The following is a 13,461-nucleotide window of genomic DNA, read 5'->3' as shown; positions in this document are numbered from 1 at the left end:
GTTACAACGGGTTCGGGGTCTTTTTGCTCTGGGGTATAGAATTTGTTACACACCTAGGGGGTATGTGTTTCTACCCATTTATCGCCCCCGGGTTGGGGCGGGACCTAAAACCCGCGGCCCGGGCCTCAGCCGTTTCCGGCCCCCTCACGCCGCCTTCCGCAGCTCCGGCCGCAGCGGCCACGCCGGATCCACCAGCTCCGGCGTCCCCTGCCGCGTGAACCACGCCTGCAGACCCCGCGCCTGCGCCGCGTGCCACACCGCCTGCAGCGTGTGCAGCTCCGCCGGCGACAACCGCTCCAGCCGGGACGCGAACCGCCGGCCGACCGCCCGCACCACCTCCAGCGCCGCCGTGGCGTCCGCCGCCGCGTCGTGCGCCCCCGCCAGCTCCACCTCGTAGTGCGCGCACAGGTCCGTCAGCGTCCGACGGCCCTTGCGGTACCGGTCCAGATGCTTGTCCAGCACCCGCGGATCCAGCACGCACAGCGAGGTGTGCTCCAGATAGCGGCCCAGCGACGACGCCCGATGGCGCCTCAACTCCCGGTCCAGGATGGTGAGGTCGAACGGCGCGTTCATCACCACCAGCGGCCGGCCCGCCGCGTTCTGCTCCGCCAGGGCGCGCCCCAGCTCCTCCATCACCGGCGACGGCCACCGGCCGTTGCGCTGGAGGTGATCGTCCGTCAGCCCGTGCACCGCCGTGGCCCCTTCCGGCACCGGAACGCCCGGATTGACCAGCCAGCGGGTCACCCGGGGACGCGCCCCGGCCGCGTCCTGGACGACGAGCGCGGCGGACACGATCCGGTCCTGCTCGACGTCCACTCCGGTGGTCTCCGTGTCGAAAGCGGCCAGGGGCCCTTCGTACCAGTTCGTCGTCATCCCCGAACTCCTCGCACCCGCGCGGCAGATGGCCAACCCCCTGCCCCGATCCGGTGATACCCGCCCTGTTTGCGGCGTACGCGGACCGGTCACAACAGGGATGACGGGGAAGGACGTTCACATGGCGCTCGCCCAGCCCGAGTCGGGAGGGCTGCCGCCCCAGCGGGCGGCCCCGGCACGCGGCTCACTCGCCACCACCGCCTGCATGGAGACCCTCCAGGTGGGATACCTGCACGCCGTCGCCGCCGCGGCGGGCTGCTCGCTCGCGCAGCCCTTCCCGGACAACGGCGTCGACTGGCACGTGAGCCACGGCTCGCCCGGACACACCGTCGACGACGAGGTCACCATCAAGGTGCAGCTCAAGTGCACCTACCAGCTGCCGGCCCGCCCCACGGGGAGCACCTTCCCCTTCACCCTCGACAACGACCACCTCGTGAAGCTCGCCCGGACCCCCGTGGCCGTGCACAAGATCCTGGTCGTGATGATCGTCCCGAGAGACCCGGAGGACTGGCTGAGAGCGAGCCACGACCGGCTCGACCTGCGGCACTGCTGCTACTGGATGAACCTGGCCGGGCACCCGGTCACCGGACGCCGCCGGACCACCGTGCGCGTCCCCACGGCGCGGATCTTCGACGACCGGGCGCTCTGCGAGATCATGACCCGGGTCGGCCGGGGAGGGAGACCTTGATGCACCGACCGATCGACGAACCCGGATTCGGGGCGGGGGACGGGGCCGGGCGCGGCCCCGTCCCCGTACCACCGCCGTACCGGCCGCACCCGGTGCCCGGCGCCGACCCCGCCGGCCCCTGGACCGCCGGCGGCGACGGCGTGCCCGACCCCGGCCGGGTCGACCCGCGCGTCCTCGGCGCCCTCCTCGCCCGCCACGGCTGGCAGCGGCGCGGCGGCGCCGCCGGCCGCTACGGCCGCTGGACACCGCCCGGCAGCGGACCCGGGAGCGGCGGCACCAGCCTCCTCGTCCCCGACAGCCTCGCCTTCCCTGACAGCGAGGACCTCATCGGCGAGGCCCTCACCGCCCTCGCCCGCAGCGCCACCCCCTCCGCCCGCGAGGTCCTCACCGGCCTCGCCGTCCCCAGCGACGAGATCCGCTGGTGGCGCGACGTGCCCCAGGGCCCGGCCGGCACCGCGCCCTGGCCCGTGCAGGAACGGCTCCGCTCCGCCGCCCGCAAGATCCTCCTCGCCGGGGCCCTCGCCGTGCGCGGCCGGGCCGGCTACCACGGCTCCCGGCACCGCGCCGCGGCCCAGGCCGCCCTCGAACCCGTCGTCGTCGGCACCGACCCCGGCGGCCGCGCCCTCACCGCCTTCCTGCCGGTCCCGCCCGGCCGCCCCGTCGCCGTCCGGCTCTACCACGCCCTGCACGCCGCCCGGGAGGCCGTCGACTACCAGCGCGCCACCGGCGGCATGGAGGCGTTCGACTCCGCCGTCGAGGCCGGCGTCAGCCGCGAGCTCACCGAGGCGCTCGTCTCCCTCGTCCGCGGCACGGAAGGCGTCCGCATCGCCCTCGAATGGGCCCCGGCCGCCGGCATCCCGGACGGCTGCGCCGCCCGGCCCGAGCCCGTCGAGTTCTCGCCCGGCGACCTGCCCGCGCTGCGCGAGGCCGGCGCCCGCTACCTCACCGACGAGCCCTCCGTCCCGGTCCGGATCACCGGCGCCGTCGTCCGGCTCCGCCGCTCCGGGCCGCGCGGCGAGGGCACGGTCCGGCTCCGGGTGCTCGGCGGCGCCGACGTCGGCCACGTCCGCGTCACCCTCGACGAGGAGGACTACCGCACGGCCGGCCACGCCCACCTCGTCGGCCTCCCGATCCGGGTCGTCGGCCGGCTGGAGAGCCGCGGCGGCTTCCGCCGCCTCGCCGACGCCTCCGGCGTGGTCCCGGTGCAGGTGGACGAGGCCGAGCGGGACAGGCTGATGAAGTCCCTCTACGAGAACCTCGATTTCTTCGAGGAGGCGTGCGGGCCGGAGGAGGAGCGGTGAGCGGGGCGCGGCCGGACCCGTAAGATCGAGGGGACGCGGCACCTCGTCTCTGCCGCGCGCCGCCGGCGCCGGCACCTCGTGTCTGCCAGCGCCCCGATGCATGGAGTACCCGTGTCCGAAGTCCGTGTGACCGTCCAGACCGCCTCAGGACCCGAGGAGAGGACGGTGAGCGCGGGCACCACGGCCGGCGCCCTGTTCGCCGACGACCGCACCGTCATCGCCGCCCGTGTCGCGGGCGAGCTGAAGGACCTCTCGTACGAGCTCGCCGAGGGCGACCTCGTCGAGGGCGTCGAGATCTCCTCCCCGGACGGCCTCGACATCCTGCGCCACTCCACCGCGCACGTGATGGCGCAGGCCGTGCAGGAGCTCTTCCCCGAGGCCAAGCTGGGCATCGGCCCGCCGGTCCGGGACGGCTTCTACTACGACTTCGACGTCGAGAAGCCGTTCACGCCCGAGGATCTCAAGGCCATCGAGAAGAAGATGCAGGAGATCCAGAAGCGCGGCCAGCGCTTCGCCCGCCGCGTCGTCACCGACGAGGCCGCCCGCGAGGAGCTCGCCGACGAGCCGTACAAGCTGGAGCTCATCGGCATCAAGGGCTCCGCGTCGACCGACGACGGCGCCAACGTCGAGGTGGGCGGCGGCGAGCTGACCATCTACGACAACCTGGACGCCAAGACCGGCGAGCTGTGCTGGAAGGACCTCTGCCGCGGTCCCCACCTGCCCACCACCCGGAACATCCCGGCGTTCAAGCTGATGCGCAACGCGGCCGCCTACTGGCGCGGCAGCGAGAAGAACCCGATGCTGCAGCGCATCTACGGCACCGCCTGGCCGTCGAAGGACGAGCTGAAGGCGCACCTCGACTTCCTCGCCGAGGCCGAGAAGCGCGACCACCGCAAGCTGGGCAACGAGCTCGACCTCTTCTCCATCCCGGACGAGATCGGCTCCGGCCTCGCCGTCTTCCACCCCAAGGGCGGCATCATCCGCCGGGTCATGGAGGACTACTCGCGCAAGCGCCACGAGGAGGAGGGCTACGAGTTCGTCTACTCGCCGCACGCCACCAAGGGCAAGCTGTTCGAGAAGTCGGGCCACCTCGACTGGTACGCCGAGGGCATGTACCCCCCCATGCAGCTCGACGAGGGCGTGGACTACTACCTCAAGCCCATGAACTGCCCGATGCACAACCTGATCTTCGACGCGCGCGGGCGCTCCTACCGTGAGCTGCCGCTGCGCCTGTTCGAGTTCGGCACCGTGTACCGGTACGAGAAGTCCGGCGTCGTGCACGGCCTCACCCGGGCCCGCGGCTTCACCCAGGACGACGCGCACATCTACTGCACCCGCGAGCAGATGGCGGAGGAGCTGGACAAGACCCTCACCTTCGTCCTGAACCTGCTCCGCGACTACGGTCTGACCGACTTCTACCTGGAGCTGTCCACCAAGGACCCGGAGAAGTTCGTCGGCTCCGACGAGGTGTGGGAGGAGGCCACCGCCGTCCTCCAGCAGGTCGCCGAGAAGCAGGGCCTGCCGCTCACCCCCGACCCGGGCGGCGCCGCCTTCTACGGCCCGAAGATCTCGGTGCAGGCGCGGGACGCCATCGGCCGCACCTGGCAGATGTCGACCGTCCAGCTCGACTTCAACCTGCCGGAGCGCTTCGACCTGGAGTACACCGCCCCGGACGGCACCAAGCAGCGCCCGGTCATGATCCACCGCGCGCTCTTCGGTTCCATCGAGCGCTTCTTCGCCGTGCTCCTGGAGCACTACGCGGGCGCCATGCCGCCGTGGCTGGCCCCGGTCCAGGCGACCGGCATCCCGATCGGCGACGCGCACGTCGAGTACCTCCAGGAGTTCGCCGCCAAGGCGAAGAAGCAGGGCCTGCGCGTGGAGGTCGACTCCTCCTCGGACCGGATGCAGAAGAAGATCCGCAACGCGCAGAAGCAGAAGGTCCCCTTCATGATCATCGCGGGTGACGAGGACATGGCCGCAGGCGCCGTCTCCTTCCGCTACCGCGACGGTTCGCAGGAGAACGGCATCCCCGCCGACGAGGCCATCGCCAAGATCGCCAAGATCGTCGAGGAGCGCGTCCAGGTCTGACGGCCGGCACGTCCTTCAGGAGGCCCCCGGGGAATCCCCGGGGGCCTCTCCCGTCCCGGGACGCCTAGGAGCCCCCGTTCCCCGGCTTCTCGTCCTCCCGGGTGAACGCCTGGATCAGCCAGGACGAGAACGAACCCGTCACCGCGCCGAGCAGCGCCAGGCCGCAGGCCATCAGGCCGACCGCGACCACCCGGCCGACCGGGGTCACCGGGGTCACGTCGCCGTAGCCGACCGTCGCCAGTGTGGCGCAGGCCCACCACACGGAGTCGCCGAAGGTGACGATCGTGGCGCCGGGGGCGTCCGCCTCGTGGTGGTAGACGGTGAGCGCGGCGGTGAAGCCGAGCAGGGAGACCGAGAGCCCGGAGTAGACCATGACGCGGGCGTAGAGGCTGAGCCGCGGCTGGCCCCGGCGGCGCTGGACCCGGTCGTAGAGCGTCACCATCCGCACCGGGCGCAGCAGCGGCAGGAGCAGCACGACCGTGTCCAGGAGGTGGGTGCGGACGAACCGGAGCGGGCGGAGGCCGCTGAGCCGCATCCGCACCGCGTAGTCGGTGACGAAGACCGCCCAGGCGCCGAGGACGACCCCGACGCAGAGGTCCACCCCGAGCCGCGGCAGGTGGTCCCGGGCGAGGACGCGGACCGCGTACCCGGCGAGGTAGGCGAGGGAGGCCACGGCCAGTGGCAGCTCCATGCGGTGGTCCCAGCGTTCCTGTCGGGGCGGTTTCGGAGGCCTGGCGCTCATCGGATCAGGATCACCCGGGGCGGCTTCCCTCGCCCCGCCGACACGTTCCGAACGGGCGACGCAATATGCTGCACAGCATGACGACTGAGCCGGAGCAGCAGATCGGAGTCGGGGCGCCGGACGCGTTCCAGCGCCTGTGGACGCCTCACCGGATGGCGTACATCCAGGGCGAGAACAAGCCGACCGGGCCGGGGGCCGACGACGGCTGTCCGTTCTGCTCGATCCCGTCGAAGTCGGACGAGGACGGGCTGGTGATCGCCCGCGGCTCCAGCGTGTACGCGGTCCTCAACCTCTACCCGTACAACGGCGGGCACCTGATGGTCGTCCCCTACCGGCACGTCGCCGACTACACCGACCTGGACGCGGCGGAGACGGCCGAGCTGGCCGACTTCACCAAGCGCGCGATGATCGCGCTGCGGGCGGCGTCCGGGGCGCACGGCTTCAACATCGGCATGAACCAGGGCGCCGTGGCCGGCGCCGGCATCGCCGCGCACCTGCACCAGCACGTGGTGCCGCGCTGGGGCGGGGACACCAACTTCATGCCGGTCGTCGGGCACACCAAGATCCTGCCGCAGCTGCTCGCCGACACCCGGAAGATGCTGGCCGACGCCTGGCCGGCCACCGTCTGACCCGTCGTGTCCGTACGGCCCCGGGGCGCCCGCCCCGGGGCCGTCGGCGTCCTGCGCCGGGGCGGTCAGGCGTCGTAGACGTCGGCCTTCTTCGGCCCGGGCTCCTGCACGCCCCCGCCGAGGACGAGCGACCGACTCGTGAAGCGCTCGGTGTCCACGTTGTGCGCGTCGAGGAAGCGGATCGTCGCGGTGTGGACGGCGCGGAGCACGGGCGTGGCCATGCGGATGGCGTCGTCGGCCATGAAGCGGTTCTTCCAGAGCGGGCCGGCCCAGACGTGCCGCAGGCCGAAGGGCTCCGGGAGGTTCATCTTGCCGCCGAGGAACTCCAGGACCGGCGGGTACCAGGTGAGCGGGGCGCGGACGGCGAGCCGGACGATGTCGTCGGTGCCGAGCAGCGGCTGCGGGATCTCCTTGGTCTCCCAGAAGCGGACGGTCTTGGAGACCTCCTTGGTCTTCGCCTTGGGCTTGGTGGTGAAGAGGCCGTGGACCGGGCCCAGCGCGTGGCCGGTGACCTCGATGCGCAGGGTGTGGTGGAGCGAGGTGACGGTGACCATCATCGTCAGCACCACGTTCCCGTCCCAGAGGGTGAACTGGACGCCCAGGTAGTGACGGTTGCCGGCGCCGAACTGCTGCTCGTTGCAGATGCGCTGTATCTCGTGCGGCTTGACCTGGAAGTGGACGATGTTGTCGCCCTCGGGGCGGGTGACCTCGTCGGCGCCCTCGCCGACGGGGGAGACGATCCAGTGCTTCACGGTCGGCTTGGGGAAGCCGGTCTTCAGGGAGCCGCGCTCGAGCAGGGTGAGCTGGTCGTGGATCTTGCGGACCAGGTCCCAGGCGCGGAAGTCGTGCATCTCCAGGCCGTCCACGGGGACCAGCTCCTCGGCCAGGGTCCAGCTGCCCCAGCGGGTGCCGAGGCCGAGGATGCCCTTGGGGCCGGCGTAGAAGACCACGTTGGACTGCTGCTCGGCGGAGAGCTTCTCCAGGTTGAGCCGCAGCTCCTCCGCCGACTTCTCGCCCGGGTCGGTGGGGACGGACTTGGGGACGTGGGCGCCGACGCCGCCGCCGCTGAGCAGCCCGGTCCAGCGCTCGCGCAGGTCCACGGCGGCGTTGAGGCAGACCCGGCCGGCGAGGTACCAGCCGACGACCGGGGCGACGATCATCGCCCGCAGGTAGTTGGGCAGCAGTCCGTCGTAGGGGAGCCGGAGGAGGACCAGGACGGCGACGAGGGCGGCCGCCCAGAGCAGGACCGTGCCGATGGCGCTGGTCTTCCTGTTCTCCGAGCCGGCGGCGGTGCGGCGCAGATGGATCACGCCGAGCCAGAGCAGCAGGCCGGGCAGGAACAGGACGCCGCAGACGAGGGTGATCAGGGTCAGCTTGACGTCCCGGCGGCGCCGGATGTGGGTGGCGGCCAGGCAGTGCTCGACGACCGGCTGGGGTTCGGCGCCGAAGGACTGGATGAGCGCCTTGCGGCCGCCGCCGAGCATGCGGACCTGCACGGCGCGGGAGAACGCCTCGCCCAGGTCGGGGCGGAACAGCTTCTCCCACTTCCCCTTCTTGAGCGTGGTCTTGTAGTACTCGTTGTCGGCTTCCTGGATGGTCTCCAGCGGGCTGTCCCGGTACGCGGCCGACGCCAGCGCGTTCGTCGCCCCGGTCAGGCCGCTGCCGCCCTGGAGGGGGATCTGAGCCCCCGGTCCGAAACCGTCGATCGCCACTTCCGCCCCCATCGCCGCGAGTACCTGTGCGGGCTGTTCCCGACTGCCGCGCCCCGCACACCTTCCGAGCTGGGCACCACAGCGTAACCGGGCGGCGTGGTATGCGTCACCGCCTGTGGACAACCGCGACCGGAACCCGTCCGCCCGGTCGGGGCCGGACGGGCGGGAACCGCTGTCGTCGCGTCAACTAGGAGCGCTTTCCGGCCTGTTCGCGGAGGCGTTCGGCGATCTGAGGGGGCATCGGTTCGTGCCGGGCGTAGCTGCGGTCGAAGCGGCCGGTGCCGTGCGAGACGGACCGGAGGTCGATGGCGTACCGGCCGATCTCGATCTCCGGGACCTCGGCCCGGACGACCGTGCGGCCCGGTCCCGCCTGGTCGGTGCCGACGACCCGGCCGCGCCGGCCGGACAGATCGCTCATCACCGCGCCGACGTACTCGTCCGGGACGAGCACCCGTACCTCGGCGACCGGCTCCAGGAGGTGGACCGGGACCTCGGCGGCCGCCTCGCGCAGGGCGAGCGCCCCGGCGGTCTGGAAGGCGGCGTCGGAGGAGTCCACCGAGTGGGCCTTGCCGTCCTTGAGGGTGACCCGGACGTCGACCAGCGGATGGCCGGCGGCGACCCCGCGCGCGGCCTGGGCCCGTACCCCCTTCTCGACGGAGCCGATGAACGGGCGGGGGACCGCCCCGCCCACCACCTTGTCGACGAACTCGATGCCGCTGCCCGGCGGCAGGGGTTCGACGTCGATCTCGCAGATGGCGAACTGGCCGTGCCCGCCGGACTGTTTGACGTGCCGTCCGCGGCCGGAGGCGGGGGCGCCGAAGGTCTCGCGCAGCGGCACCCGGTACGGGACGGAGTCCACGCGCACCCCGTAGCGGCCGCGCAGCCGCTCCAGGACGACGTCCTGGTGGGCCTCGCCCAGGCACCACAGCGCGACCTGCCCGGTGTCCTGGTTCTGCTCCAGGCGCAGGGTGGGGTCCTCGGCGACCAGCTTGGCCAGGCCCTGCGAGAGCCGGTCCTCGTCCGCCTTGCTGTGCGCCTCGACGGCGAGCGGCAGCAGCGGTTCGGGCATCGGCCACGGCTCGATCAGGAGCGGGTCGTCCTTGGCGGACAGGGTGTCGCCGGTCTCGGCGCGGCCGAGCCGGGCCACGCACGCGAGGTCCCCGGCGACGCAGTGCGCCATCGGCCGCTGCTGCTTGCCGAACGGGGAGGTGAGCGCGCCGACCCGTTCGTCGACGTCGTGGTCCTCGTGGCCGCGGTCGGCGAGGCCGTGCCCGGAGACGTGCACCGTCTCGTCGGGGCGCAGGGTGCCGGAGAAGACCCGGACGAGGGAGATCCGGCCCTGGTAGGGGTCCGCGGCGGTCTTCACGACCTCGGCGACCAGCGGCCCGTCCGGGTCGCAGGCGAGCGGGGGCCGCGGAGTGCCGTCGGGCGTGGTGACGGCGGGCGGCTCGTGTTCCAGCGGCGAGGGGAAGCCGCGGGTGATCAGCTCCAGGAGCTCGACGGTGCCGAGGCCCTGCCCGCCGCCCTCGGCGGCGGGCGCGGCGGCGAGCACCGGATGGAAGCCGCCCCGGGCGACCGCCTTCTCCAGGTCGCCGACCAGCGTCCCGACGTCGATCTCCTCGCCGCCGAGATAGCGGTCCATCAGGGTCTCGTCCTCGCTCTCGGCGATGATCCCCTCGATGAGCCGGGCCCGGGCCCGGGCGATCAGCTCCCGGTCGGCGTCGCCCGGCGGCAGCTCGCGCCGCTCGCCCGTGGCGTAGTCGAGGACCCGCTCCGAGAGGAGGCCGATCAGCCCGGTGGCGGGGGCGTGGCCGTCCGGGCCCTCGGGGCCGTACACCGGCAGGTAGAGGGGGAGGACGGCGTCGGGGTCGTCCCGGCCGAAGAGCCCGGCGCAGACCCCGGTCAGCTCGTCGAAGCCGGTGCGGGCGGTGTCGAGGTGGGTGACGACGATCGCGCGGGGCATGCCGACGGCCGCGCACTCCTCCCAGACCATCCGGGTCGAGGCGGCGACCGCGTCGGCCTCCTGGGCGGCCGAGACGACGAAGAGGGCCGCGTCCGCCGCGCGCAGACCGGCCCTCAGCTCCCCGACGAAGTCGGCGTATCCGGGGGTGTCGAGCAGATTGATCTTGAAGCCCTCCCAGCCGACCGGCACGAGGGAGAGCTGGACGGAGCGGTGCTGCCGGTGCTCGATCTCGTCGTAGTCGGAGACGGTCGCCCCGTCCTCGACCCGCCCGGGCCGGCCCAGCGCCCCCGCGGTCTGGGCGAGCGCCTCGACCAGCGTCGTCTTGCCCGAGCCGCTGTGGCCGACCAGCACCACGTTCCGTACCTCCGAGGGCCGGTCGGCCGTCGGTGCCCTGCCGGCGGCTCCGGCGGGGGTGTGCGCCTTGTCGCCCATGTGGTCCTCCCGGCTGCGAAGCGGTGAGGGGTGAGCGGGCGCGGGGGAGCGGCATCGCGGCGCTGCTCCGGCGCTGCCCGCGGGGTGCTCCTTCGAGCTTTGCACCGACGCCGGGACGCGTCCATACGTCGTACACCGGTGGGCCCCCCGGGGTACGCCGACGCGACGGGGCGGGTGCGCTCCCGTGCGGCGCCACGCGCGTGGCTACGATGGGTGAGCCGGTGGTCATGGGACCGCGCGGCCCGCCGAAACCTCGGGAAGGCCATGCTGAACAAGTACGCGCGTGCGTTTTTTACGCGTGTCCTCACACCGTTCGCCGCGTTTCTCCTCCGCCGGGGCGTCAGCCCCGACGCCGTGACGCTGATCGGCACGGCGGGAGTGGTCGCCGGTGCGCTGGTCTTCTTCCCCAGGGGCGAGTTCTTCTGGGGCACGATCGTGATCACGCTCTTCGTCTTCTCCGACCTGGTCGACGGCAACATGGCCCGCCAGGCCGGGATCTCCAGCCGCTGGGGCGCCTTCCTCGACTCGACCCTCGACCGGGTCGCCGACGGGGCGATCTTCGGCGGCTTCGCCCTCTGGTACGCGGGCCAGGGCGACGACAACGTGCTCTGCGCGGTGTCGATCTTCTGCCTGGCGAGCGGCCAGGTCGTCTCGTACACCAAGGCGCGTGGTGAATCGATTGGCCTGCCGGTCGCGGTGAACGGCCTGGTCGAACGGGCCGAGCGCCTGGTGATCTCGCTGGTCGCCGCCGGTCTCGCCGGGCTGCACGCCTTCGGCGTGCCGGGGATCGACGTGCTGCTCCCGATCTCGCTGTGGATCGTCGCGGTCGGCTCGGCCGTGACCCTGGGACAGCGGGTCGTGACGGTACGCAGGGAGTCGGCCGAGGCGGACGCCGCCACGGCCGCCGGGGGAAGCGGAGCGGCGACGTGAGCGCGCTGAAGGACAAGGTGGCCGACGGGCTCTACGGCCTCGGCTGGGCCACCGTGAAGAAGCTCCCGGAACCGGTGGCCAAGGCCCTCGGCCGGAAGATCGCCGACATCGCGTGGAAGCGGCGCGGCAAGGGCGTGCTGCGCCTGGAGGCCAACCTCGCGCGCGTGGTGCCGGACGCCACGCCCGAGCGGCTCGCCGAACTGTCGCGGGCCGGCATGCGCTCGTACATGCGCTACTGGATGGAGTCCTTCCGGCTCCCCACCTGGAGCCGCGAGCGGGCCGCGAACAGCTTCGCGATCAAGGGCGAGGACGTCCTGAAGGACGCCATAGCCTCGGACCGCGGCGTGATCCTCGCCCTGCCGCACATGGGCAACTGGGACCTGGCCGGCGTCTGGGTGACCCGCGCCCTCGGCACGCCCTTCACCACGGTCGCCGAACGGCTCAGGCCCGAGTCGCTGTACGACCGCTTCGTCGCCTACCGCGAGTCCCTCGGCATGGAGGTGCTGCCGCACACCGGCGGCGCCGCCTTCGGGACCCTCGCCCGCCGGCTGCGCGGCGGCGGCCTGGTCTGCCTGGTCGCCGACCGGGACCTGTCCGCCTCCGGCGTCGAGGTCTCCTTCTTCGGCGAGCCCACCCGGATGCCCGCGGGGCCGGCCATGCTCGCCCTCCAGACGGACGCGATCCTGCTGCCGGTGACCCTCTGGTACGACGACACCGACGTCATGAAGGGCGAGGTGCACGCGCCCGTGGAGGTGCCCGAGTCAGGTACCCGCGGCGAGAAGGCGTCCCTCATGACACAGGCCCTGGCCGACACCTTCGCCGGGGCCATCGCGGACCACCCGGAGGACTGGCACATGCTCCAGCGCCTCTGGCTGGCCGACCTGGAGGAGCGCACACCGTGAAGATCGGGATCGTCTGCCCGTACTCCTGGGACGTACCGGGCGGCGTCCAGTTCCACATCCGCGACCTCGCGGAGCACCTGATCCGGCTCGGCCACGAGGTCTCCGTCCTCGCCCCCGCCGACGACGACACCCCGCTGCCCCCGTACGTCGTCTCCGCCGGCCGGGCCGTGCCGGTGTCGTACAACGGCTCGGTGGCCCGGCTCAGCTTCGGCTTCCTGTCCGCCGCGCGGGTCCGCCGCTGGCTGCACGACGGCACCTTCGACGTCGTCCACATCCACGAGCCGACCTCGCCCTCGCTGGGGCTGCTCACCTGCTGGGCGGCGCAGGGCCCGATCGTGGCCACCTTCCACACCTCGAACCCGCGCTCGCGGGCGATGATCGCCGCCTATCCGATCCTCCAGCCGGCGCTGGAGAAGATCAGCGCCCGGATCGCGGTCAGCGAGTACGCCCGCCGGACGCTGGTGGAGCACCTCGGCGGCGACGCCGTCGTCATCCCCAACGGCGTCGACGTCGACTTCTTCGCCGGCGCGGAGCCGAAGACGGAGTGGCAGGGCGAGACGCTGGGCTTCATCGGGCGGATCGACGAGCCCCGCAAGGGCCTGCCGGTCCTGATGAAGGCGCTGCCCCGGATCCTCACCGAGCGGCCGGGCGCCCGGCTCCTGGTCGCCGGACGCGGCGACGAGGAGGAGGCGGTGGCCTCGCTGCCGGCCGAGATGCGCTCCCGGGTGGAGTTCCTCGGCATGGTCAGCGACGAGGACAAGGCGCGGCTGCTGCGCAGCGTCGACGTGTACGTGGCGCCCAACACGGGCGGCGAGTCCTTCGGCATCATCCTCGTCGAGGCGCTGTCGGCCGGCGCGCCGGTCCTCGCCGCCGACCTGGACGCGTTCGCGCAGGTCCTCGACCAGGGCGCGGCGGGCGAGCTCTTCGCCAACGAGGACGCGGACGCGCTGGCGGAGGCGGCGATCCGGCTGCTCGGCGACCCCGCGCGGCGCGCCGAACTGAGCGCGCGCGGCTCCGCCCACGTACGGCGCTTCGACTGGTCCACGGTCGGCGCGGACATCCTCGCGGTCTACGAGACGGTGACGGACGGGGCGGCGGCGGTGGACACGGACGAGAAGACAGGCGGCCTCCGCGCCAGGCTGGGCCTGTAGGCCCGCCGTCGTTCCTGGGGGCAGGCGTTCCGCCAGGGGCGGAACGGGTG

General features: G+C 72.7%; 11 protein-coding genes. 7 read left to right on the top strand and 4 right to left on the bottom strand.

Features of this window, described 5'->3' with window-relative positions; all coding sequences use genetic code 11:
- Positions 1-144: 144 nt before the first annotated feature.
- On the bottom strand, positions 145-873 hold the full coding sequence (locus ACFW1I_RS33795) for a 3'-5' exonuclease (protein WP_031005491.1): 729 nt from the start codon (positions 871-873) through the stop codon (positions 145-147).
- A gap of 121 nt (positions 874-994) precedes the next feature.
- Between ACFW1I_RS33795 and ACFW1I_RS33790 the strand changes: the two genes are divergently transcribed.
- The 3 genes from ACFW1I_RS33790 to thrS all read left to right on the top strand — a co-directional run bounded on the left by ACFW1I_RS33790 (position 995) and on the right by thrS (position 4,950).
- Positions 995-1,561, top strand: coding sequence for a DUF4365 domain-containing protein (locus tag ACFW1I_RS33790; protein WP_384677167.1), 567 nt, complete (start codon positions 995-997; stop codon positions 1,559-1,561).
- Positions 1,561-2,862, top strand: coding sequence for a hypothetical protein (locus ACFW1I_RS33785; protein WP_384677165.1), 1,302 nt, complete (start codon positions 1,561-1,563; stop codon positions 2,860-2,862). Before ACFW1I_RS33790 ends, ACFW1I_RS33785 begins: the two co-directional genes overlap by 1 nt.
- Positions 2,863-2,973: 111 nt before the next feature.
- Entirely contained in the window at positions 2,974-4,950 is a 1,977-nt protein-coding gene (gene thrS / locus ACFW1I_RS33780; RefSeq protein WP_384677163.1) for a threonine--tRNA ligase, read from the top strand.
- 64 nt (positions 4,951-5,014) lie between these two features.
- On the opposite strand, the gene ACFW1I_RS33775 is transcribed toward thrS, so the two are convergent.
- Positions 5,015-5,692 (bottom strand): potassium channel family protein, encoded by a 678-nt coding sequence (locus ACFW1I_RS33775; protein ID WP_384677161.1) that lies wholly within the window; start codon positions 5,690-5,692, stop codon positions 5,015-5,017.
- 65 nt (positions 5,693-5,757) lie between these two features.
- On the opposite strand from ACFW1I_RS33775, the gene ACFW1I_RS33770 reads away from it, so the two are divergent.
- Positions 5,758-6,321, top strand: coding sequence for an HIT family protein (locus ACFW1I_RS33770; protein WP_384677159.1), 564 nt, complete (start codon positions 5,758-5,760; stop codon positions 6,319-6,321).
- Between the two features lie 65 nt (positions 6,322-6,386).
- Here ACFW1I_RS33770 and ACFW1I_RS33765 read toward each other — a convergent pair whose 3' ends face one another.
- Positions 6,387-8,045 (bottom strand): hypothetical protein, encoded by a 1,659-nt coding sequence (locus tag ACFW1I_RS33765; RefSeq protein WP_384677157.1) that lies wholly within the window; start codon positions 8,043-8,045, stop codon positions 6,387-6,389.
- A 175-nt stretch (positions 8,046-8,220) separates the two neighbouring features.
- Complete coding sequence (locus ACFW1I_RS33760; protein ID WP_384677155.1) at positions 8,221-10,428, bottom strand: elongation factor G-like protein EF-G2; 2,208 nt, start codon at positions 10,426-10,428, stop codon at positions 8,221-8,223.
- Positions 10,429-10,692: 264 nt separating this feature from the next.
- Between ACFW1I_RS33760 and pgsA the strand changes: the two genes are divergently transcribed.
- The 3 genes from pgsA to ACFW1I_RS33745 are packed head-to-tail and all read left to right on the top strand — an operon-like array spanning position 10,693 to position 13,411.
- A complete protein-coding gene (gene pgsA / locus ACFW1I_RS33755; protein ID WP_384677153.1) occupies positions 10,693-11,358 on the top strand; it encodes a phosphatidylinositol phosphate synthase in 666 nt (221 codons plus the stop codon).
- Positions 11,355-12,260, top strand: a complete 906-nt coding sequence (locus ACFW1I_RS33750) for a phosphatidylinositol mannoside acyltransferase (protein WP_384677151.1) — start codon at positions 11,355-11,357, stop codon at positions 12,258-12,260. Before pgsA ends, ACFW1I_RS33750 begins: the two co-directional genes overlap by 4 nt.
- Complete coding sequence (locus tag ACFW1I_RS33745) at positions 12,257-13,411, top strand: glycosyltransferase family 4 protein (RefSeq protein ID WP_384677149.1); 1,155 nt, start codon at positions 12,257-12,259, stop codon at positions 13,409-13,411. The genes ACFW1I_RS33750 and ACFW1I_RS33745 overlap by 4 nt, the downstream gene beginning before the upstream one ends.
- Positions 13,412-13,461 lie beyond the last annotated feature (50 nt).

The organism is Streptomyces sp. NPDC058955 (assembly GCF_042741435.1).
Lineage (GTDB): Bacteria > Actinomycetota > Actinomycetes > Streptomycetales > Streptomycetaceae > Streptomyces.
The sequence above is the reverse complement of the archived record's forward strand: the minus strand, read 5'-3'. Positions and strand labels throughout refer to the sequence as shown.